We start from the raw sequence: 21,639 nt of genomic DNA, 5'->3' as shown, positions 1-21,639 counted from the left end.
CTCAGGAGTCAACCACTATTTCGTGATTTTTTCTCCCGGACCGAATCGCTTCAGTCCCTGTCACGCCGTGGCGCTTAGCGCTTTGCCGTGTCAGTGGGAGCGCATTATAGGGAGATAATTTTTTCTGACAAGGGTTTATTTCAAATAAATTGCTGAGTGTTGTTTTTTTATTCGCACAACGCTCAAAGTGCGAGTTTTTCGAGCGAAATGAACCCATAACGCTGTAGAACGGGTAATAATTGCTCAGCCCGGGGAGTCAGTTCCGTGCAATACGCGATATCCGGTAAGACGGTATTGATCACCGGTGAGCCATTTTCCAGTAGCCAGGCCGTTCTTCTGGCGATGGCCGCGCCCGAATCCACCAGCCGGGTACCTTCCGGTAATACAGCCTGTAACTCAGCTTTAAGTAAAGGAAAGTGCGTACACCCCAGTACTACCGTGTCAGGAGGTTCCGGCAGAACGAGCCATGACTGGATAATGTCTTTTATTTCCTGTAAAGACACCGGCTCGCCTTGCAGCTTTCTTTCTGCCAGTAATACCAGTTCTGATGACCCCAGCATTTCTATCTGACACTCTTTAGCAAACTGCTGTACTAATTGCTGCGTATAACTGCGTTTGACGGTCCCGCGGGTCGCCAGCACCCCGACAACGCCGTTACGGGTCAGACGGGCTGCAGGTTTAATCGCCGGCACTACTCCCACGACCGGAAAGTCAAACACCTCCCGCAACGCGGGCAAAGAGACAGTACTTGCGGTATTACAGGCAACGACCGCAATAGACACCGGATACTGGCGGGTAATCGCTGTGGTAATAGCGGTGATCCGCTGCACAATAAATTGTTCCGTTTTTTCTCCGTAGGGAAAACCGGCATTATCGAATACATAGATATAGTGTGCCTCAGGCAATAACTGCCTGATTTCATCATACACCGAGAGTCCGCCGACTCCGGAGTCGAAGACTAATATGGTGGGCCGCCCGCCCGGGCCGCGGGTCGCAAATGACGGAGCTAACTCTTCCTGAACATCTCTGGGCATATACTGTCTCAATGTTATCAGCCAACAGGAGCCGCTATTCTATCACGATCCCCGGCGGCAGGAGGGGTGGTCTTGATGCCCGCCGGGGGATCGGCTGGTGACAGAAAACCGACACCGGACAGCCCGATGAGGTACACCCCGGGCTGGACATCAGTGACGGAATCCCTACAATCGCCGCCTACTGACCAACAACCAGGATTAATCATGACCCCGGAACATCTTCCTGTAGAACACTATGACGACCAGCTGGCGGAAAAGGTAAATCGCCTGACAACGATGATGACGCCCTTCAATGCACCAGAGGCACAAGTCTTTCGTTCACCGGTCAGCCATTACCGTATGCGCGCTGAATTCCGTATCTGGCATCAGGAAGATGATCTGTACCACATCATTTTTGATCAGCAGACCCGGCAGAGAATAAAAGTCGAGACATTTCCTGCCGCCAGCGAACTTATCAACACCATGATGCCGCTGATGATTGAGGCACTACGCGATAATAAAATCCTGCGCCATAAACTGTTCCAGATTGACTACCTGTCCACCTGTAGCGGGAAAATTATTATCTCCCTGCTCTACCATCGTAAATTAGATGATATCTGGCAGACCGAAATGTCCCGCTTGCGGGATCAGTTCCGCGCCAGTGGAATAGACGTACACTTTATCGGCCGTGCGACAAAAACCAAAATCTGCCTGGACCAGGACGCTATCGATGAAGTGCTGACCATCGACGGCAAAGAGATGATCTACCGTCAGGTAGAAAATAGCTTCACCCAGCCCAATGCCGCCATTAATGTACAGATGCTGGAATGGGCACTGGATGTCACACGTCAGTCGACGGGTGACCTGCTGGAGCTGTATTGCGGCAATGGTAACTTCTCTCTGGCGCTGGCCAGGAACTTCCGGCGGGTACTGGCCACAGAAATCGCTAAGCCTTCGGTAGAGTCGGCAAAATATAATATTGCTGCAAATAAGATAGACAATGTTCAGGTGGTACGTATGTCGGCCGAGGAGTTCACTCAGGCAATGAATGGCGTGCGGCAATTTAATCGTCTGGAAGGAATAGATCTGAGCAGTTATGAGTGCGAGACCATCTTTGTCGACCCGCCACGCAGTGGACTGGATCAGGAAACACTGAAGATGGTTCAGGCCTACCCGGCAATTCTGTATATTTCCTGTAATCCGGAAACCCTGTGCGATAACCTGCAGACGTTAACAGAGACACATCAGATAGAACGTCTGGCACTGTTTGACCAGTTTCCTTATACCCACCATATGGAATGCGGTGTCATGCTGCGGCGTAAAGCCTGATTAAAGACCCCGCCGCTGGCGGGGTTTTTCGTTTAACGGCCGCGAAAGCGACTGAACATCCAGAACACCAGACAAACCATGACCAGTGTCGGAAAGAAATTAGAGCCAATTTCCGGGTACTGCGCACGAATGATAGCACTGTACAAAAAGATCCCCAGAAAGAAGAACCCCGCGGCGAGCGAAGGCATACCTTCCGGCATACTGCGATTCAGGTAACGTTTATGCAGATACCAGACCGCCAGCCCCAGGGATATTAACGGGAAAAATGAAAACGGCACATAACTGCTAAACAGTGCGGTGAAGGTACCATGGATGGATAAACCGGTGATAAAAGCTAAGATCAGTGTTCCTTTATCACGAGGATTTTGCTCAGTCATAATATTACCTGTTTGTTTACTCTTCTGATTTATCTGTGGCTGAAGCCAATCGCTCTTGTTCCCGACGATACCAGTAATAGGCACCTTTCGAAATCATTCTTAACTGAAGGACCAGACGCTCTTCCAGTTTGCGCCGCTGCTCAATATCCACATCCACCGCTTCGGCACCGGCACTAAAAACAATCGTCACCATTGCTTCTGCCTGCGCTTCTGTAAAACTGCGGGGCATGTGGTTTTCTAATTCAAGGTAGTCGGCCAGCTCAGCAATAAAATGCTGAATCTCCCGCGCAACAGCGGCACGAAAAGCCGCCGAGGTTCCGGAACGCTCACGCAGTAATAAACGAAAGGCATTCGGATTATTGCCGATAAATTCCATAAAGGTAGAAACGGAGGTTTTGATGATGCTGCCACCCTTGGCAATTCGCTGGCGGGCCTGGCGCATTAACTGGCGTAACATGAGCCCGCTCTCATCGACCATCGTCAAGCCAAGCTCATCAACATCCTTAAAGTGCCGGTAGAAGGATGTCGGTGCAATACCGGCTTCACGGGCAACTTCACGCAGACTCAAACTGGTAAAGCTGCGTTCCGCACTTAACTGACTGAACGCTGCTTCAATAAGAGTACGTCTTGTACGTTCTTTTTGCTGTGCTCTGACGCCCATCATCTCTGCCTTTTTACACTCCATTTTGGCACTATATCAAAATTATCAGCGTACAGTGGCGCAAACTTTGTGAACGCCTGTTAACTTATAAATCAGCCCCTGAAACAAGAAATAACACGATTGGCATTCAGGTGATTTGAACAAAATGTTATATTTACGTTGTTATAATGTTTTAGAACATAGGACGTGTGAATATGCAAAAGCCTTACGATTATGATGCGATTGTGATTGGCTCCGGCCCCGGCGGTGAAGGTGCCGCCATGGGACTGGTGAAGCAAGGTACAAAGGTTGCTGTTATTGAGCGCTTTCACAATATCGGGGGAGGTTGTACCCATTGGGGCACAATCCCGTCAAAAGCACTGCGTCATGCGGTCAGCAGAATCATTGAATTTAACCAGAACCCGTTATATAGCGATCACACCCGCCTGCTGCGCTCCTCATTTGCAGACATTCTGAAACACACGGAAAATGTTATTCAGCAGCAAACCAATATGCGTCAGGGGTTCTATGAGCGTAATCACTGTGAACTCTATCAGGGCGATGCGCATTTTATTGATGATCACACGCTGGAGGTTGTCCTTCCTGATGGTTCCTGCGAGCGACTGACTGCCGCTAAGTTTGTTATCGCTTGCGGTTCGCGTCCATATCATCCGGATAGCGTAGACTTTTCCCATCCGCGCATTTACGACTCAGATTCCATCCTCGATCTTCATCATGAACCTTCCCATGTCATCATTTACGGTGCCGGGGTCATTGGTTGTGAGTATGCGTCTATTTTCCGCGGTCTCGGTGTAAAAGTTGATTTGATTAATACCCGTGACCGTTTACTGGCCTTTCTGGATCAGGAAATGTCAGACTCACTCTCTTATCATTTCTGGAACAGCGGCGTAGTTATCCGCCACAACGAAGAATTTGAAAAAGTGGAAGCCAATGATGATGGTGTCATTGTATCGCTGAAGTCCGGTAAACGGATGAAAGCCGATTGCCTGCTCTATGCTAACGGACGCACAGGGAACACCGACTCACTGACGCTGGAAAATGCCGGACTGGAAGCCGATAGCCGCGGGTTGCTGAAGGTCAACAGTATGTATCAGACAGCACAGCCCCACATTTATGCGGTCGGCGATGTCATCGGCTATCCGAGCCTGGCTTCTGCGGCCTATGATCAGGGCAGGATTGCTGCACAGGCGATTGTGAAAGGAGAAGCGACAGCCCATCTGATCGAAGATATTCCGACCGGGATTTATACCATTCCGGAAATCAGCTCTGTCGGCAAAACAGAACAGCAGTTAACGGCCATGAAAATCCCTTACGAAGTCGGCCGGGCACAGTTTAAACATCTCGCCCGTGCTCAAATCGTCGGCATGAACATCGGTAGCCTGAAAATACTCTTCCACCGCGATACCAAAGAAATTCTGGGTATCCATTGCTTCGGTGAGCGCGCGGCAGAAATTATTCATATCGGTCAGGCCATTATGGAGCAGAAAAATGGCGGTAATACACTCGAGTACTTTGTAAATACCACTTTTAACTACCCGACCATGGCTGAAGCTTATCGCGTTGCTGCGCTAAATGGCCTTAATCGTCTATTTTGACAGGCTCCCTGAATCACGCATATGTGCACTGATTGTCTCTGCCAGTTGTTCATAACGACTGCGCAGAGGCGAGCCCGGGCGATAGATCAGTGCAATGGTGCGCTGAGGAACCGGCTTATCACAAGGGATATAGCATACGCCATCCCGCTCCCTTTCATTCGGGATAGCCAGTGAAGGCATCAGAGTGATACCGCTGCCCGCAGCGACCATATTCCGTAAGGTCTCCAGACTGGTGGCCCGGAAATGAGTGTCTTCATCCGCACCGGCGGAAAAACAGAAGCCCATCGCCTGATCTCTCAGACAGTGTCCGTCCTGTAGCATCAGCAGTTTCTCACCGGCCAGTTCAGACATCGGGACTCTTTCCCGCTGGTGCCAGGGATGATCGGAATAGACCGCCAGTTTCATCGGTTCATCAAATAACGGCACTTCGATAAACGCTTCGGTCTCTTTTACCAGTGCCATAATGGCACAATCCAGTTGTCCGCTATCCAGTTGCGCCAGTAACTGTTGTGTCTGTGCTTCATGCAGATACATTTCCAGTTTCGGGAACGTCTGATGCAACATAGGGATGATCTGAGGTAATAAATACGGACCGACCGTCGGAATGAGGCCGATATGTAAAGGACCGGACATGGTTTCGCCTTGCTGACTGGCCATTTCCTTAAGTACTTTCACTTCCCGCAGGACAGTACGGGCCTGATCCACCAGCAGTAAACCGGCCTGAGTGAAGAGTACCTTGCGACTGGTACGTTCCAACAGCATGACGCCCAGTTCATCTTCCAGTTTACGGATTTGACCGCTCAGCGTAGGCTGGCTGACATGACAGGCATCCGCAGCCCGACGAAAATGGCGATGTTCTGCCAGTGAAACCAGATACTCAAGGTCACGAATATTCATTAATTTCCTCCGGCGCATGATAGTTCATGGCGATAGATAGCATAGCAATCAACGATTAGCCCTATCAAGGCAGGAAAGTAATAATAATGGTATCAGATTCAAATTACCGATGATTGAGTGTGTTAATACACCAGACAGGAGAAGATATGTCAGAGACTTATGAAGGTCGTTCAGTACCCCAGGTTACCTTTCACACCCGTCAGGGCGACAAATGGGTCAATGTAACCACCGATGATTTGTTCAAAAACAAAACGGTCATCGTATTCTCATTGCCGGGGGCTTTTACCCCGACATGTTCGTCCAGCCATCTGCCGCGCTACAACGAGCTGTACAGTGTATTCTCACAGCACGGCGTTGACGATATTCTGTGTATTTCCGTCAACGATACCTTCGTGATGAATGCATGGAAAGCCGATCAGCACGCTGAAAACATTACCTTTATTCCGGACGGTAATGGTGACTTTACCCGTGGCATGGATATGCTGGTCGAAAAAGAAGACCTGGGCTTCGGAGCGCGCTCATGGCGTTACTCTATGCTGGTTCGCGACGGCAAAGTCGAGAAAATGTTTGTTGAACCTAACAAACCCGGTGACCCGTTTGAAGTCTCTGATGCTGATACTATGCTGCAGTACCTGGCTCCGGATGTGAAACTGCAGGAGTCTGTGTCTCTGTTTACTAAGCCGGGTTGCCAGTTCTGCGCCAAAGCAAAACAGATGCTGCAGGAGCGTGGGATCCAGTATGAAGAGATTATTTTAGGTCAGGATGCTACCACCGTAAGCCTGCGAGCCGTCACCGGTCGCGCAACGGTGCCTCAGGTCTTTATCGGTGGCCGTCACATCGGTGGCAGCGATGATCTGGAGCAGTACTTCCTGCGCGGATAATGGCTGCCTGACGGCCGCTCTCCCGTAAACATAAAAAAAACAGCGGACCCGGGTCCGCTGTTTTTATTTCACCCGTCACTTAACTCAGGCGTTTTTTAGCCTCACTGATGGCCGAGGCCACCTGAGCCGGGGCCACTCCACCCTGTGCATTACGTTTGTCCAGGCAGGACTGTAAGGACAGGATCGGGTAAACATCCTGGTCAATCACCGGACTGAAGGCTTTAAGTTCCTCCAGCGATAAGGCTTCCAGCGCCACCCCTTTATGGATCGCCGCGACAACAGCTTCACCCACAATATGGTGAGCTTCACGGAAAGGGACACCTTTTGCCACCAGATAATCAGCCAGTTCGGTGGAATTCGCATATCCCTGCTCTGCCGCTTCCTGGCAGCGCGGACGTTTCACCTGAATGCCTTCCAGTACTAACCCCGCCATATGCAGACAATCCAGCCAGGTGTCCAGAGCATCGAACAGCCCTTCTTTATCTTCCTGCATGTCTTTGTTATAGGCCAGGGGTAACCCTTTCAGGGTCATCATCATCCCGGTCAGTGCGCCCTGTACACGGCCACATTTACCGCGGATCAGTTCCAGCGCATCCGGGTTCTTTTTCTGTGGCATCAGGGAAGAGCCTGAGGTCACTTTATCAGACAGCTCAACAAAGCCGGCTTCACCGGAGTTGAAGAAAATCAGGTCTTCCGCAAAGCGGGACAAATGCACCATACCGATGGAGGCATCCGAGAGTAATTCCAGCACATGGTCACGATCAGAAACGGAATCCAGGCTGTTACGTGTCGCAGACGCAAAACCTAACCAACCGGCCAGCTGTTCACGATCGATCTCATAGGCGGTTCCGGCCAGCGCACCACATCCCAGCGGGCTGACATCCAGACGCTTTAACGCGTCCTGTAACCGGCTTTCATCCCGTGCCAGCATTTCGGTATAGGCCAGACACCAGTGAGCAAAAGTGACCGGCTGGGCACGTTGCAGATGGGTATACCCCGGCATGACTGCATCCTGATTCGCCTCCGCAGTCACTACCAGCGCCTGCTGTAACTCACGGGTGGCGTTCAGAAGCTCGCTGACCTGTTGCTTACACCATAGTTTCAGGTCAGTCGCTACCTGGTCGTTACGGCTGCGGCCGGTATGCAGTTTTTTACCCAGAGCGCCGACTTTGTCGATAAGCTTACCTTCGACCCAGCTATGGATATCTTCGGCATCGCTTTGCAATATCTGCTCAGGGTTCGCACGAACTTCGCTCAGCAGGGTGTGCAGTGCCTGTTCCAGTTGTTGCTGTTCTTCCTTACTCAGGACGCCGACCGTCACCAGCGCTTTAGACCAGGCCACTGAACCGGTGATGTCCTGTTCTGCCAGCCGGTAGTCAAAACGCAGAGAGTCGTTAAATTGTTTAAACCGCTGGTCTGCCGCCTGAGTAAAACGTCCACCCCACAGTGCCATAATGATGCTCCCTATAATGGGTTATTCTGAACTGCAGGGCAGCCATACCGCTACCCTGCTCCGGATTATCTGACCGGAATCTTATTTCTGTTCTTTCAGTGCACGGATACGTGAAGACAGTGAGTACAAACGAATGAAGCCGCCGGCATGGCTGTGATCATAAACTTCATCTTCACCGAAAGTAGCAAACTCTTCTGAATACAGGCTGTTTTCTGATTTCTTCTGAATTGCGCTGACCTGGCCTTTGTATAACTGCAGCACGACTTCACCGTTAACCTCTTCCGCCAGCGATTCTGCTGAAGCCTGTAACGACTTACGCAGTGGCGTAAACCAGCGTCCGTCATACACAACATATGACATTTCCAGGCCCAGCTGTTCACGCCATTTGTAGCTATCGCGATCCAGTACCAGCTGTTCAACGGCACGTAAAGCGTTCACCATAATGGTGCCACCGGGGGTTTCATAACATCCACGGGATTTCATACCCACCAGACGGTTTTCGACGATATCGATACGGCCAACACCGTGTTTAGCACCCAGTACATTCAGTTTTTCCAGGCAACCGAAAGGCGTCAGTGCTTCACCGTTAACCGCAACGACCTGACCTTTCTCAACTCTCACGGTCACTTGTTCAGGCTGGTCCGGAGCTTCCAGTGGATCGGTCGTCCAGACCCAGCAGTCTTTGTTCGACGCATTCCACGGGCTTTCCAGCACGCCGCCTTCGGTCGAGATATGCCAGGCATTCTCATCACGGCTGTAGATTTTTTCCAGTGTCGCTGTGGTCGGGATATTACGCTCTTTCAGATAGGCCAGCAGGGCTTCACGTGAACGCAGGTCCCATTCACGCCATGGTGCAACGACTTTCAGCTGAGGTGCCAGTGCGGCATAGGTGCTTTCGAAACGTACCTGATCATTTCCTTTGCCGGTAGCACCATGACATACCGCATCCGCGCCCACTTTCAGGGCCAGCTCAACCTGAGCTTTAGCGATGATAGGACGTGCCATTGAGGTTCCCAGCAGGTAGGTTCCCTCATACAGTGCGCCGGTTTGCAGCACCGGATAAACATAATCACTAATGAACTCTTCACGCAGATCAACGACATGACATTCTGAGGCGCCTGACTGCAGGGCTTTCCCTTCAACACCGACCAGATCTTCCGGATCCTGACCGACGTTAGCGACAAAAGCGACAACTTCACAGCCGTAGTTCTCTTTCAGCCAGGGAATGATCGCCGAAGTGTCCAGTCCGCCGGAGTACGCCAGAACGATTTTTTTAATACCTTGAGTTTGCATCGTTTAATCCTTGAATCAGTCTTTGTCGTTAAGCCAAAATCCGGGTGCCGATGGACACGCCGTTAAATAAGTCAGGTAACTGCTCTGCATGCCGCCAGCTGGCAATATCCACCGGCCGGCCCAGCGTTCTTGCAGCATCCAGCGCCGCATGGACTTTCACAATCATACCGTCAGTAATGATGCCCTGAGCGATTAAGGCCTCAGCCTTCTCAGCGGTCATTTCTTCAATACGCTGGCCTTTACCGTCGAGAATACCGCTCACATCAGACAGCAGTACCAGATCTGCGCCTAAGGTGGAAGCCAGCGCGGTAGCGGCCTGGTCAGCATTCACATTCATCAACAGTCCGTCGTCGGTGATCCCGATAGAACTGATGATCGGTAAATAACCGCTGCCGGTTAATGTATTCACCAGTGCCGGATTACCGGGCGTCGCTTTACCGACATGGCCCAGCTCTTCATCAAACTGCGCGACATTCGCGATGCCGCCGTCACCCAGTGACAGGCCGACCGCATTAATGCCGTATTTTCTGGCCCAGGCCAGTAACGTTTTATTGGCCGTCCCCGCCAGAGCACCGGTAATGATGTCTATCTGATCTGCCGGGGTAACCCGTAATCCGTTTTTCTTACTGACCGGCAGAGCCAGTTTCTTCATCAGTTCGTCAACCAGGCAACCGCCGCCATGGACAATCACCAGGGGACGCTGATGACTCTGACGGTATGCCAGCAATGCATCAAATAATCTGCCCAGCGCTTCTTCGCTATCCAGCAGTACGCCGCCCAGTTTAATAATTAATGGATTTGTCATGGAAAACACCTGCATTTAAAGCAAAGACAGCGTTTCAGGATAACCGAAACGAATATTCATACACTGTACGGCGTGCGAGGAAGCCCCTTTCAGCAGGTTATCTTCCGCACTCACCACAATGACATGTTCACCGTCGACCGCAAAACCGATATCGCAGAAAGGCAGGCCGATCACGGATTTCAGGGCCGGCACGCCGGAGTCATAAAGGCGAACCAGCGGTTTATCATCATAGGCATCGTGGAAAGCCTTCGCCACCTGCTCTGCGGTCACTCCGGGTTTCAGGCGACAGGTGCTCGTGGCCAGAATACCGCGCGGGAAGCTGCCCAGCTGCGGCGTAAAGACCACCGGCGTCCCCAGATGTGCAGAAATTTCCGGCTGATGGCGGTGCGAAAACAGCCCGTAGGGTTGCAGGCTGACTTCACAAAAGCTGGTATTCAGCGAGGCTTTCCTTCCGGAGCCGCTGACACCGCTGGTTGCATTGATAACCGGCCACTGATTCGTGTTCAGTAATCCGGCGGCCAGCAACGGTTTAATCGCCAGCTGCGACGCTGTCGGATAGCAACCCGGCACGGCAATCAGATTCGTTTGTTTAATCTGCTCTGCCTGCCATTCCGCCATACCATAGGCCGCCTGTGCCAGCAGTTCAGGGTACTGATGGGTAAAGCCGTAGTAGCGGGTATAGAACTCTGCACTATTGACCCGCCAGGCACCTGACAGATCCAGGACCACACAGCCATGTTCTAAAAACTGTGGTGCTAAATCGTGGCTGACTTCATGCGCGGTTGCCAGGAACACAACATCCGCTTCTTTTGCCACTGCGGCAACATCGGTGAGCGGCTGCAGCCGGAGATCCACACGACCTTTCAGTTGCGGGTAAATATCGGACAACAATTTTCCCGCATCCGGACTTTGCGCTGATACCGCAATTCCGGTTATGTTTATGTGTGGATGGCGATTCAGGTAAGTGACCAGTTCAACACCAGCATAACCACTGGCACCAACAATCAGCGTCTTCAACATCAGGCTGTGTACCTTTTACGTAAAGTCTATGATTCAGGACAGGGTATGCCCCGCTCCCCGGGTTGCCTTCGTAAGCAAAAGAAGTTCACATGCTTAAGGCTATAATGTATTTTTATTCATAATTAGTGCATGAATATTGATACATCCTAACGCAAGGACCGTCAACAGTGAAGACAAAATTACCTCCTTTTATTGAGCTTTATCGTCAGTTAATTGCGACGCCTTCTGTCAGTGCGACAGAAAGCGCCTTAGATCAGAGTAATGAAGGGCTGATCAACTTACTGGCGGGCTGGTTCCGTGACCTGGGGTTTCATACCGAAGTCCAGCCGGTCCCGGAAACACGGAATAAATTTAACCTGCTGGCCAGGGCCGGAAGCGGCACCGGCGGGCTGATGCTGGCAGGGCATACCGATACCGTACCGTTCGATGACGGTCGCTGGACCCAGGACCCCTTTACACTGACAGAACGTGATAACAAACTCTATGGTCTGGGGACGGCGGATATGAAAGGCTTTTTTGCCTTTATCCTGGATACCTTGCGCGATATTGATATCACCCGCCTGAAGAAGCCGCTGTATATTCTGGCGACGGCAGACGAAGAAACCACCATGGCCGGTGCCAGCTATTTTGCCCGTACCACCGACCTGCGCCCTGATTGCGCCATTATCGGCGAGCCAACCTCGCTGAAACCGGTACGTGCCCATAAGGGACACCTTTCCAAAGCTATCCGTATTCAGGGACAGTCCGGCCATTCAAGCGATCCTGCCCGGGGTGTGAATGCGATTGAACTGATGCATGATGCCATTACGCATCTGACCGGCCTGCGTAATACGCTGAAAGAACGTTATCATCATGACGGTTTCGTCATCCCCTATCCGACCATGAATTTCGGTTCTGTTAACGGCGGTGATGCTCCCAACCGCATCTGTGCCTGCTGTGAATTGCATATGGATATCCGTCCGCTGCCCGGACTGGCGCTGGATGACCTGCACGGATTATTAATGGAAGCACTGACGCCGGTGAGCGAACGCTGGCCGGGCCGGCTCACCGTCAGTGATCTGCATCCGCCCATCTCGGGGTATGAATGTCCCCGTCACCATGGACTGGTGAAAGTTATCGAAAAACTGCTGGGCCGCGAAACAGAGATCGTTAACTATTGCACCGAAGCGCCTTTTATTCAGGAGCTTTGTCCGACACTGGTGCTCGGTCCCGGTTCTATCGAGCAGGCGCATCAGCCTGATGAATACCTCGATACGGCCTTTATTAATCCGACCCGCGAATTACTCGAGCGCGTTGTGCAGCATTTCTGTCATTAAAATTTATTACCGGGGATATTGATTAAATCCCCGGCACCCTTTTCTCTTTAATAAGAATAGCTTATCAAAGAACCCCTCTATCAAATTTTATTAAATTCAGTAAGTTACATTATACCTTTCCCTATGGAAGCCATTTGACGAATCCTCAGTAACATGGCTAGATAAAAGACAGGGTTATGCTGGACTGGTAACAAAATCAGATAAATATGACAGAGGGTTTCAGGGTCACATGAACGAACAATATTCCGCAATGCGAAGTAATGTCAGTATGCTCGGTAAACTGCTCGGGGAAACCGTAAAGGATGCCTTAGGGGAAAACATTCTTGAACGCGTAGAAACCATACGTAAACTCTCCAAATCATCCCGTGCAGGGAATGAGGCTGACCGTCAGGAACTTCTTTCTACCCTGCAAAACTTATCTAATGACGAATTATTACCGGTCGCCAGAGCCTTCAGCCAGTTCCTTAATCTGACTAACGTTGCTGAACAGTACCAGACCATCTCTCTGCAGGCCCAGGGCGCCAACAACCCCGAACTTCTGAAACAGGAATTCGAACGGTTAAAACAAAATAACACTCTGACCCGCAGCGATATTCTGAAAGCTATCGAGTCGCTTTCGATAGAGCTGGTACTCACTGCTCACCCGACGGAGATCACCCGTCGTACGCTTATCCATAAACTGGTTGAAGTGAATAGCTGCCTGAAACAACTCGATCATAGTGATCTGACCAACTACGAACGTAATACCGTCATGCGGCGCTTACGTCAGCTAGTGGCACAGGCCTGGCATACGGATGAAATTCGTAAGATCAGGCCCACGCCGGTTGATGAAGCCAAATGGGGGTTTGCTGTCGTTGAAAACAGTCTGTGGGAAGGTGTACCTGCGTTTCTGCGCGAACTGAATGAGCAGGCCGAAGAAACCTTCGGGATTACCCTGCCGGTCGATTTTGTGCCGGTAAAATTCACCTCCTGGATGGGCGGGGATCGTGACGGTAACCCGAATGTCACCGCGCCGGTGACCCGTCATGTCATCCAGCTGAGTCGCTGGAAAGCCGCCGATTTATTCCTGCGCGATATCGGCGTCCTTATCTCTGAGCTTTCGATGTCGGTCTGTACCGATGAGGTCCGTGAATTGTGTGGCGATCCGGAGGCTCTGGAACCGTATCGCGTTATACTGAAACGTCTTCGTACCCAACTGACCACAACCCAGACTTACCTGGAAAGACGCCTGAAAGGCGAACGTCCGTCCCGTCCCGCCGACCTGCTGATTGCCAATGAGCAGTTATGGGACCCGTTATTCGCCATTTACCAGTCCTTAAAACAGTGCGGCATGGGGATTATTGCCAATGGTCAGTTGCTGGATACCCTGCGCCGGATTAAATGCTTTGGCGTCCCGCTGGTGCGTATTGATGTGCGCCAGGAGAGTACCCGCCATACCGAGGCGCTGGCAGAAATTACCCGCTATCTGGGGCTGGGCGATTATGAGAGCTGGTCAGAAGCCGATAAGCAGGCTTTCCTTATCCGCGAACTGAACTCTAAACGGCCGCTTCTGCCGCAGCAGTGGGAACCGGGACCGGATACACGTGAGGTGCTGGAGACCTGCCGGGTGGTTGCCGAAGTCCCCCAGGGCTCAATCGCAGCCTATGTGATTTCTATGGCGAAAACACCGTCCGACGTGCTGGCGGTTCACCTGCTACTGAAAGAAGCCGGCATCCGTTATGCCATGCCGGTCGCCCCGCTGTTTGAAACCCTTGATGACCTGAATAATGCCAATGATGTCATGACACAGTTACTGAACATTGACTGGTATCGCGGCTTTATCCAGGGCAAACAGATGGTGATGATCGGCTATTCCGACTCCGCCAAAGATGCCGGTGTCATGGCCGCCAGCTGGGCGCAATATCAGGCCCAGGATGCTCTGATCAAGACCTGTGAGAAGGCCGGTATTGCCCTGACACTGTTCCATGGCCGTGGCGGCTCGATTGGCCGTGGCGGCGCACCGGCACATGCTGCGCTGTTATCACAGCCTCCGGGCAGCCTGAAGGGCGGGTTACGCGTGACTGAACAGGGTGAGATGATCCGCTTTAAGTTCGGCCTGCCGGAAGTGACCATTGCCAGCCTGTCGCTGTATACCGGCGCAATCCTTGAGGCTAACCTGCTGCCACCGCCGGAGCCAAAACCGGAATGGCAAAGGATTATGGATCAGCTCTCCGCGGACTCCTGCGACATGTACCGCGGCTATGTTCGTGAGCATGCGGATTTCGTTCCGTATTTCCGTTCTGCAACGCCAGAACAGGAGCTGGGGAAACTGCCTCTGGGGTCCCGTCCGGCGAAACGCCGCCCTGCCGGGGGCGTGGAATCTTTACGTGCCATCCCGTGGATCTTTGCCTGGACCCAGAACCGGTTAATGTTACCTGCCTGGCTTGGCGCCGGGGCGGCACTGCAAAAAACGATCTCTGCCGGGCAACAGAAAGTACTGGAAACGATGTGCCATGACTGGCCGTTCTTTTCGACCCGTATCGGCATGCTGGAAATGGTATTTGCGAAAGCTGACCTCTGGTTAGCGGAATATTATGACCAGCGTCTGGTCGATCCTTCACTCTGGGGTCTGGGCGAACAGTTACGGGCTCAACTGGCCGACGACATTAACACCGTGCTGGCGATATCTAATGATGCCCATCTGATGGCCGATCAGCCATGGATTGCAGAATCTATTGCACTGCGGAATGTCTACACTGACCCGCTTAACGTCTTACAGGCTGAGTTGCTTTCCCGCTCCCGGGCCTGTGAGGCTGCCGGAGAGGTGACAGCACCGGAAGTCGAACAGGCACTGATGGTCACGATTGCCGGTATTGCCGCCGGTATGCGTAACACCGGCTAAACCGCGATATCCTGCGGAGTCCCTGAAAGGCCACCCCGGTGGCCTTTTTTATTTGCAGGGGAAGACCACGTGACCGGCATTTACCGGATTCCCGACGGGCACAGAAGGGTAAAGGCCCGGTAAAACCCTGCCGGCAGACAATGCCATTAAAAATCCTGAAGGTCCTTTATCGCGGAGAGGTTATTACATTCCCGATTTTTGCCTGGACTCAGACTGAGGTATAGGGTCATAGCCTGCGGACCCGGACAGCCACGGACTCCTTCAGAGGATCGCAACAGAAAAAGCACCCGCCGGGTTAACAGCGCTCATTAAAAAAAGTAAGGCCCGAAAATCCGGGCCTCTGGTGAAGCAAAAAAGGAGTAAAGCCCTGATTCCTTCATTTACCTTCTGTGCATTATCATGAAGTTATGTTCATTAAAACGCTTAACTGACTGACATCACCCGGCGGGTGCTTTTTCTGCTATTCGCGTGATCCCCGACGGGATGTTGTCATCACACCGCCGCAATTTGCGGGCGGACTCCGAGGGTGTGGCAGATGGCATAGCTCATTTCTGCCCGGTTCAGCGTGTAGAAATGGAAATCCTTCACGCCTTCCCGGGAGAGGATTTTCACCATATCCATGGCGATATTTGCCCCGACCAGTTTACGGGTCTCCGGGTCATTATCCAGCCCTTCAAACATGGTGTTCATCCAGTTGGGTACGCGAACATTGGTCAGAGTCGCAAAGCGTTGTAACTGCTTAAAGTTACTGACAGGCAGAATGCCCGGCACAATCTCCACATCAATCCCGGTTGCCGCGCAACGGTCACGGAAACGTAAGTAGCTCTCAACATCAAAAAAGAACTGGGTGATCGCACGGTCTGCGCCCGCATCTACTTTGCGTTTCAGACTCAACAGGTCGGCCTGAGCGCTTTTTGCTTCAGGATGCACTTCGGGGTAAGCCGCCACGGAAATATCAAAGTCACCGACGTCTTTCAGTAATGTCACCAGATCCGCCGCATACATATCCGGTTTACCGACACCATTCGGGAAGTCACCCCGCAGTGCCACAATATGGCGGATCCCGTTGTCCCAGTAATCCTGAGCAATGCTGCGAAGCTCATCGCGGTTAGCATCAATACAGGTCAGATGCGGAGCCGCTTCCAGCCCGGTACGCTCTTTAATCCCTTTGATAATACTATGGGTACGATCACGTTCCCCGGAATTCGCCCCGTAAGTGACAGACACGAATTTCGGTTTCAGACTGCTTAAGCGATCAATGGAGCTCCACAGAATGTCTTCCATATCCTGAGTACGCGGCGGGAAAAACTCAAAAGAAACATTAATACGCCCGTTTAACTCTGAAAGGCTCTGATTAAGCGCCTCGTGCTGATTGGCATGAAAGAAACTCATCCTGTTACCTCGTCGATCGCATCTGTTATGATTTATTAAACGTCTACACGTTTAGACGTCCAGATGTTCAAAATGACGAATTACGGCCAAAGGGTCAACTGAATTATCAGCATGTCACTGTGATAAAAATTCATACAACAGGAGGGGGGCTGCTTACAGGGCAACTGAGAGAATGAGGCAGGCAGAAAAAAGGCAGAGAAAACTCTGCCTGAGAAAAAATCTACAAGAGTTGTGCCAGCCGGTTGAGGTCCGACTGAATGGCTCCCGCAGTAACATCCCGTCCGGCGCCCGGGCCGCGGATAATCAGCGGATTATCCCGGTACCAGCGACTTTCAATTGCAAAGACATTATCGCAGGGTAACAGGGACGCCAGCGGGTGCTCCGGCCTGACAGCCTCCACCCCCACTTTGGCCTTACCACTGGCATCAAAACGTGCCACATAACGCAGAACCAGACCCGCCTCTTTCGCGGCTTCATAACGCTGCAGCATCTGATCATTCAGCGCATCTGCATTCTCAAAGAAATGATCCACCGATTCATCGGTACAGTTTTCCGGGACCAGCGATTCCACACGGACCTGATGAGGTTCTATGTCGTAGCCGGCTTCACGCGCCAGGATCACCAGCTTACGCATCACATCCAGACCCGAGAGATCAACCCGGGGGTCCGGCTCGGTAAGCCCTTGCTGCCATGCCTGGTCCACCAGGTCGGTAAAGGGAACAGAGCCATCATATTGCAGGAATAACCATGACAACGTGCCGGAGAAAATACCGCTGATAGAGAGAATAGAATCTCCGCTATCCCGTAAATCACGCACGGTGTAGTTAATCGGTAAACCGGCCCCGACGGTCGCGTTATACAACCAGTGGCGTCCGGTGCGGCTGAATGCATCCCTGATCTGGCGCCAGTGAGCACCGTCGGATGACCCTGCCATCTTATTAGCACTGATGATATGAAAACCATAACTGGCAAAGTCCGGATATTGATCGGCAATATTGCCCTCGGCAGTCACATCCAGCACGACCAGATCATCAAACGGATGGTCACGCATCCATAAAAAAAGCGATTCCTGATCCCGGTATTCCGCTTCGTCATCGAACACGTTCAGTACGCGGCTGGTATCCAGCCCTTCATAGTCCAGCAGGCTTTTCCGGCTATCCGCGACACCCGCCAGAACAAATTCGAATCCGCTGCGATCAGAGAGGTTCTCCTGCTCCTTTGCGAATAATTCCAGCCAGCGAGACCCGATATTCCCTTTGCCTAATAAAATGAGTCCAATGCGTTTTTCGGCGCGGAATAGCGACTGATGCAGTCCCTGGATCACGAGCTGCGTCGGCCCCGAACGCAATACGGCCACCAGGCTGATATTCTGTTCGGATTGCCAGACAAACTCTACCGGCTGGTCTTTGATCTGTTGCCAGAAACGGTGCGCATGCAGCGGATTACGCGTGACGCCAGCGCCCACCATTGCCACCAGCGCCAGCCCATCGCGTAAGCGAACACCTAACGGTAAACCACTTCCCTGCAGCAATGCCAGCGCACTGTCGACCACTTCGGCGGTATAACAGAGTTGCAGTAAATAGCGATCCGAATGTACCCCGGTGGCCAGCGGACGTAGCTGAGCACGTGCGAGTTGTAATTCGACGTCCTTCTTTAAGGCCACAAAATCATGTTGTTTAGGGATTTCAATTTCAATCAGACAAACATCGTCATGGCTGGTCACGATCCTGGCACCGGTTCCAGATGCCAGTACCCTTTCAATCCGCGTCGACCCCAGATCTGGCTGATAGCTGCAACGTAACTCCAGTTCGATATCACTGCCCGACACCGGTTGCAGTGTGCGGGTATGCAGCACCGGTGCGGCCAGCCTGGCCAGCTCGCTGGCTTCATCAAGCCTCAGTAACGGTAACAGGCAGGCATCAGAGACCTTACGTGGGTCAGCACTGTATACCCCGGCAACATCACTCCAGATGGTCACTTTACTGACGCCTGCCAGCGCACCGATTTGCGTGGCCGAATAGTCAGAGCCGTTACGTCCCAGCAGGACTGTTTCACCGGCCTGGTTGCGGGCGATAAAGCCGGTGATCACCACCCGTTGTCCGCCACAGCCGGTCAGCCGCTGTAACAATAACTGCCGTGATTCTGCTTCCTTAACTTCCGGCTGAGCAGAGCGTTCTGCAGATAAGAATTCGCGCGCATCCAGCCAGCCAGCCTGAAGATCCTGCTGTGTTAATACTGCGGACATCAGCCGCGCTGACCAGATTTCACCGTGACCTACCACTTCAGCATACACAGCATCCGTGATCGCCCCATCCAGCAATACGGCCAGTCGTTCAAGATCGCGAATAAATTCCTGAACCAGCGGTTCAGCCACTGCGGCGGGTAAGAGACTGTTCATCAGCCCTGTCTGGAAGCGGCGCAAATTCTGCTGTACCTGGTGTGCTGATAACCGATCCGTCTGGCTGAGCTGCAGCCAGCTAATCAGCTGATTGGTCGTACTGCCTGCGGCAGACACCACCATCAAATCACCGGGCTTGCTGTATTCAGCCATAATATCAGCAGCACGCTGATAGCATTTTGCATCCGCCAGGCTGCTGCCGCCGAATTTATGCAGTTGTCTCACTTCGGACGCCACACAGTCTGATGAAATCGTCATTCTTACCCCCTGCCTGCCACCCGGAACGCATTTTCCAGATCGGCGACTAAATCTTCATGGTCTTCAATGCCTACAGAGACACGCAATAATGTATCAGAAATTCCTGCCGCTGCTCTCGCCTCTGCCGACATTCCTGCATGTGTCATGGTTGCCGTATGAGAAATCAGGCTTTCCACGCCTCCGAGAGACTCGGCGAGCGTAAAGAGTTTCAGCGCTTTCAGAAAAGTACGTACTGTCTGTTCATCTCCCTCCAGCTCAAAGCTGAGCATCGCACCAAATCCACGTTGCTGGCGTTTCGCGATGTCATGACCGGCATTTTCCGGTAAGGAAGGATGATAAAGTTTTTTGACCAGAGGCTGTTTTTTTAATGCCTCAACAATCGCCAGCGCATTCCGTTGTGCCGCAGCCATACGGGGACCGAGTGTCCGTAGCCCGCGTAACAGCAAATAACTGTCAAATGCTGAGCCGGTTACGCCGATATTATTGGCCCACCAGGCCAGTTCCGTCACCAGTTCCGGATCTTTTGCAATAACCGTTCCGGCGACCACATCCGAATGGCCGTTCAGATATTTGGTACAGGAATGCAGAACGACATCCACACCCAGTTCCAGCGGGCTCTGAAGGACCGGGCTCATAAAGGTATTATCGGCGACGGTAATCGCTCCCGCCGCTTTCGCTGCACGGCTGATAGCTTTGATATCCACCACCCTTAATAACGGGTTACTCGGCGTCTCAATCAGCACCAGTTTCGGGCCTTCGGCCATCGCGGCGGCCAGTGCCTGTGCATCGCCCTGGTCAATGAACATTACCCGGAAAGCACCGCGCTTGTGCAGACTGTCTAACAGACGGTAGCTGCCGCCATAACAGTCATGGGGAGCCACCAGCAAATCACCGGGCTTCAGAAAAACGGTGGTTACCAGTAAAATGGCGGACATACCGGTGTTCGTCATGACCGCCCCGGCGCCTCCTTCCAGTTCGGCCAGCGCATTCTGGACGACATCACGCGACGGATTACCCCGACGTGAATAGTCATGGGTTCTTGGCTGATTAAAGTCAGTAAAATTATAGGTCGTGGAAAGGTGGATGGGGGGGACTACACAACCATACTGCTCATCATCATTTAATCCGCTGCGTACGGCAATGGTCGCTTGCTTATGTGTCGTCATGGCGTATTTTCACTGAAAGAGAGAATGTGGCCACAGAATACCACCTGCAAATTAGACGTCAATACATCTAGACTTCCAAATGTCTATGGGTGTAGATTGAGCAACAGTCGCGGAAACGCTAAAATTAGGCCGGGCGGCCAGATTCCGCTACAATTGTCACATTCCGGACGAGCATTTACCCGCAAAGACAAAAACAAACGAGATATCTGGCATAATAAGCTGAATCCCGGCAAGTTAACTTTTTATTAATTAAGGTACCCCATGGCTGAATGGAATGCCGAATATATCAGCCCTTATGCTGAGCATGGCAAAAAAAGCGAGCAGGTAAAAAAAATTACTGTCTCTATCCCTCTGAAAGTTCTTAAAATTTTGACTGATGAGCGGACCCGTCGTCAGGTAAATAACCTGCGCCATGCCACCAACAGTGAGCTGTTGTGTGAGGCTTTTTTGCATGCATTTACCGGCCAACCGTTACCGGATGACAATGATTTGCGGAAAGAACGCAGTGATGAGATCCCGGAAGTGGCAAAAGTTATTATGCGTGAAATGGGTATCGATCCGGACAAGTGGGAATACTGATGCCGGGCGAGTTCCCCCACAACGGGTATTTCGCCACGAAAAAAGGTTAAAAAAAACCCGGCACTGCCGGGTTTTTTTACATCCGAATCGTCAGACTCGTCTGTCAGAAACTTATTTTGAACCAGGAATGCTGAAACGCTTGTTGAAACGCTCAACACGACCACCGGTATCAACAACACGCTGCTTACCAGTATAGAACGGATGGCATTTACCACAAACGTCCAGGTTTACATCGTGACCGACAGTAGAATGAGTGTTGATAACGTTACCGCAAGAACAGGTAATGGTTACAGCGTTGTATTCCGGGTGAATACCTTTTTTCATG

Annotated in this window: 18 protein-coding genes; 6 read left to right on the top strand and 12 right to left on the bottom strand. The window is 51.9% G+C overall.

Annotation, left to right across the window (positions count from 1 at the left end; translation table 11 throughout):
• Nucleotides 1-182: 182 nt before the first annotated feature.
• Nucleotides 183-1,034: a glutamate racemase gene (murI, locus tag ABD035_RS15700; protein ID WP_343871089.1), complete on the bottom strand. Its 852-nt coding sequence runs from the start codon at nucleotides 1,032-1,034 to the stop codon at nucleotides 183-185.
• A 204-nt stretch (nucleotides 1,035-1,238) separates the two neighbouring features.
• Between murI and trmA the strand changes: the two genes are divergently transcribed.
• The gene (trmA, locus tag ABD035_RS15695; RefSeq protein ID WP_212714561.1) at nucleotides 1,239-2,342 is read left to right on the top strand and encodes a tRNA (uridine(54)-C5)-methyltransferase TrmA; all 1,104 of its coding nucleotides are present in this window, start codon (nucleotides 1,239-1,241) and stop codon (nucleotides 2,340-2,342) included.
• A 32-nt stretch (nucleotides 2,343-2,374) separates the two neighbouring features.
• On the opposite strand, the gene ABD035_RS15690 is transcribed toward trmA, so the two are convergent.
• A complete protein-coding gene (locus ABD035_RS15690; RefSeq protein ID WP_212714560.1) occupies nucleotides 2,375-2,719 on the bottom strand; it encodes a YijD family membrane protein in 345 nt (114 codons plus the stop codon).
• Between the two features lie 16 nt (nucleotides 2,720-2,735).
• Nucleotides 2,736-3,380 carry an HTH-type transcriptional repressor FabR gene (gene fabR / locus ABD035_RS15685; protein WP_212714570.1) on the bottom strand — a complete coding sequence of 215 codons (645 nt, stop codon included), beginning with the start codon at nucleotides 3,378-3,380 and terminating at the stop codon, nucleotides 2,736-2,738.
• 194 nt (nucleotides 3,381-3,574) lie between these two features.
• On the opposite strand from fabR, the gene sthA reads away from it, so the two are divergent.
• A complete protein-coding gene (sthA, locus tag ABD035_RS15680; RefSeq protein ID WP_212714559.1) occupies nucleotides 3,575-4,975 on the top strand; it encodes a Si-specific NAD(P)(+) transhydrogenase in 1,401 nt (466 codons plus the stop codon).
• On the opposite strand, the gene oxyR is transcribed toward sthA, so the two are convergent.
• Nucleotides 4,967-5,872: a DNA-binding transcriptional regulator OxyR gene (gene oxyR, locus ABD035_RS15675; RefSeq protein ID WP_212714558.1), complete on the bottom strand. Its 906-nt coding sequence runs from the start codon at nucleotides 5,870-5,872 to the stop codon at nucleotides 4,967-4,969. The genes sthA and oxyR overlap by 9 nt on opposite strands.
• A gap of 146 nt (nucleotides 5,873-6,018) precedes the next feature.
• Between oxyR and ABD035_RS15670 the strand changes: the two genes are divergently transcribed.
• On the top strand, nucleotides 6,019-6,753 hold the full coding sequence (locus tag ABD035_RS15670) for a redoxin family protein (protein WP_029991696.1): 735 nt from the start codon (nucleotides 6,019-6,021) through the stop codon (nucleotides 6,751-6,753).
• A 79-nt stretch (nucleotides 6,754-6,832) separates the two neighbouring features.
• On the opposite strand, the gene argH is transcribed toward ABD035_RS15670, so the two are convergent.
• The 4 genes from argH to argC form a co-directional block, all read right to left on the bottom strand.
• Complete coding sequence (argH, locus tag ABD035_RS15665) at nucleotides 6,833-8,206, bottom strand: argininosuccinate lyase (protein ID WP_343871087.1); 1,374 nt, start codon at nucleotides 8,204-8,206, stop codon at nucleotides 6,833-6,835.
• 81 nt (nucleotides 8,207-8,287) lie between these two features.
• Nucleotides 8,288-9,499, bottom strand: coding sequence for an argininosuccinate synthase (locus tag ABD035_RS15660; protein WP_212714556.1), 1,212 nt, complete (start codon nucleotides 9,497-9,499; stop codon nucleotides 8,288-8,290).
• Nucleotides 9,500-9,527: 28 nt separating this feature from the next.
• The gene (argB, locus tag ABD035_RS15655) at nucleotides 9,528-10,304 is read right to left on the bottom strand and encodes an acetylglutamate kinase (RefSeq protein WP_212714555.1); all 777 of its coding nucleotides are present in this window, start codon (nucleotides 10,302-10,304) and stop codon (nucleotides 9,528-9,530) included.
• 15 nt (nucleotides 10,305-10,319) lie between these two features.
• Nucleotides 10,320-11,324 (bottom strand): N-acetyl-gamma-glutamyl-phosphate reductase, encoded by a 1,005-nt coding sequence (gene argC, locus ABD035_RS15650; protein ID WP_343871086.1) that lies wholly within the window; start codon nucleotides 11,322-11,324, stop codon nucleotides 10,320-10,322.
• Nucleotides 11,325-11,491: 167 nt separating this feature from the next.
• On the opposite strand from argC, the gene argE reads away from it, so the two are divergent.
• Nucleotides 11,492-12,640 (top strand): acetylornithine deacetylase, encoded by a 1,149-nt coding sequence (gene argE / locus ABD035_RS15645; protein ID WP_343871085.1) that lies wholly within the window; start codon nucleotides 11,492-11,494, stop codon nucleotides 12,638-12,640.
• 229 nt (nucleotides 12,641-12,869) lie between these two features.
• A complete protein-coding gene (gene ppc, locus ABD035_RS15640) occupies nucleotides 12,870-15,521 on the top strand; it encodes a phosphoenolpyruvate carboxylase (protein WP_343871084.1) in 2,652 nt (883 codons plus the stop codon).
• A 492-nt stretch (nucleotides 15,522-16,013) separates the two neighbouring features.
• Here the strand turns inward: ppc and metF are convergent, their stop codons facing one another.
• The 3 genes from metF to metB all read right to left on the bottom strand — a co-directional run bounded on the left by metF (nucleotide 16,014) and on the right by metB (nucleotide 20,735).
• On the bottom strand, nucleotides 16,014-16,913 hold the full coding sequence (gene metF, locus ABD035_RS15635) for a methylenetetrahydrofolate reductase (RefSeq protein ID WP_343871083.1): 900 nt from the start codon (nucleotides 16,911-16,913) through the stop codon (nucleotides 16,014-16,016).
• Nucleotides 16,914-17,133: 220 nt separating this feature from the next.
• The gene (locus ABD035_RS15630; RefSeq protein WP_343871081.1) at nucleotides 17,134-19,569 is read right to left on the bottom strand and encodes a bifunctional aspartate kinase/homoserine dehydrogenase II; all 2,436 of its coding nucleotides are present in this window, start codon (nucleotides 19,567-19,569) and stop codon (nucleotides 17,134-17,136) included.
• 2 nt (nucleotides 19,570-19,571) lie between these two features.
• Nucleotides 19,572-20,735 carry a cystathionine gamma-synthase gene (gene metB, locus ABD035_RS15625; protein ID WP_343871079.1) on the bottom strand — a complete coding sequence of 388 codons (1,164 nt, stop codon included), beginning with the start codon at nucleotides 20,733-20,735 and terminating at the stop codon, nucleotides 19,572-19,574.
• A gap of 261 nt (nucleotides 20,736-20,996) precedes the next feature.
• On the opposite strand from metB, the gene metJ reads away from it, so the two are divergent.
• Nucleotides 20,997-21,314, top strand: coding sequence for a met regulon transcriptional regulator MetJ (gene metJ, locus ABD035_RS15620; RefSeq protein WP_025902375.1), 318 nt, complete (start codon nucleotides 20,997-20,999; stop codon nucleotides 21,312-21,314).
• Nucleotides 21,315-21,425: 111 nt separating this feature from the next.
• Here metJ and rpmE read toward each other — a convergent pair whose 3' ends face one another.
• Nucleotides 21,426-21,638, bottom strand: a complete 213-nt coding sequence (gene rpmE, locus ABD035_RS15615; RefSeq protein ID WP_212714548.1) for a 50S ribosomal protein L31 — start codon at nucleotides 21,636-21,638, stop codon at nucleotides 21,426-21,428.
• Nucleotide 21,639: the final 1 nt, after the last annotated feature.

It is taken from the genome of Tatumella terrea (genome assembly GCF_039523755.1).
GTDB classification, from domain to species: Bacteria; Pseudomonadota; Gammaproteobacteria; order Enterobacterales; family Enterobacteriaceae; genus Tatumella; species Tatumella terrea.
Note: the sequence above shows the minus strand (reverse complement) of the source record. Positions and strands in the feature narration are given on the sequence as shown.

What these genes read in the sequence shown, in the direction of transcription:
- argB (WP_212714555.1), bottom strand. Translation starts at nt 10,304, where the DNA reads ATGACAAATCCATTAATTATTAAACTGGGCGGCGTACTGCTGGATAGC.
- metB (WP_343871079.1), bottom strand. Translation starts at nt 20,735, where the DNA reads ATGACGACACATAAGCAAGCGACCATTGCCGTACGCAGCGGATTAAAT.
- metF (WP_343871083.1), bottom strand. Translation starts at nt 16,913, where the DNA reads ATGAGTTTCTTTCATGCCAATCAGCACGAGGCGCTTAATCAGAGCCTT.
- argC (WP_343871086.1), bottom strand. Translation starts at nt 11,324, where the DNA reads ATGTTGAAGACGCTGATTGTTGGTGCCAGTGGTTATGCTGGTGTTGAA.
- ABD035_RS15630 (WP_343871081.1), bottom strand. Translation starts at nt 19,569, where the DNA reads ATGACGATTTCATCAGACTGTGTGGCGTCCGAAGTGAGACAACTGCAT.
- ABD035_RS15660 (WP_212714556.1), bottom strand. Translation starts at nt 9,499, where the DNA reads ATGCAAACTCAAGGTATTAAAAAAATCGTTCTGGCGTACTCCGGCGGA.
- argH (WP_343871087.1), bottom strand. Translation starts at nt 8,206, where the DNA reads ATGGCACTGTGGGGTGGACGTTTTACTCAGGCGGCAGACCAGCGGTTT.
- ppc (WP_343871084.1), top strand. Translation starts at nt 12,870, where the DNA reads ATGAACGAACAATATTCCGCAATGCGAAGTAATGTCAGTATGCTCGGT.
- trmA (WP_212714561.1), top strand. Translation starts at nt 1,239, where the DNA reads ATGACCCCGGAACATCTTCCTGTAGAACACTATGACGACCAGCTGGCG.
- ABD035_RS15670 (WP_029991696.1), top strand. Translation starts at nt 6,019, where the DNA reads ATGTCAGAGACTTATGAAGGTCGTTCAGTACCCCAGGTTACCTTTCAC.
- ABD035_RS15690 (WP_212714560.1), bottom strand. Translation starts at nt 2,719, where the DNA reads ATGACTGAGCAAAATCCTCGTGATAAAGGAACACTGATCTTAGCTTTT.
- oxyR (WP_212714558.1), bottom strand. Translation starts at nt 5,872, where the DNA reads ATGAATATTCGTGACCTTGAGTATCTGGTTTCACTGGCAGAACATCGC.
- metJ (WP_025902375.1), top strand. Translation starts at nt 20,997, where the DNA reads ATGGCTGAATGGAATGCCGAATATATCAGCCCTTATGCTGAGCATGGC.
- sthA (WP_212714559.1), top strand. Translation starts at nt 3,575, where the DNA reads ATGCAAAAGCCTTACGATTATGATGCGATTGTGATTGGCTCCGGCCCC.
- rpmE (WP_212714548.1), bottom strand. Translation starts at nt 21,638, where the DNA reads ATGAAAAAAGGTATTCACCCGGAATACAACGCTGTAACCATTACCTGT.
- fabR (WP_212714570.1), bottom strand. Translation starts at nt 3,380, where the DNA reads ATGGGCGTCAGAGCACAGCAAAAAGAACGTACAAGACGTACTCTTATT.
- murI (WP_343871089.1), bottom strand. Translation starts at nt 1,034, where the DNA reads ATGCCCAGAGATGTTCAGGAAGAGTTAGCTCCGTCATTTGCGACCCGC.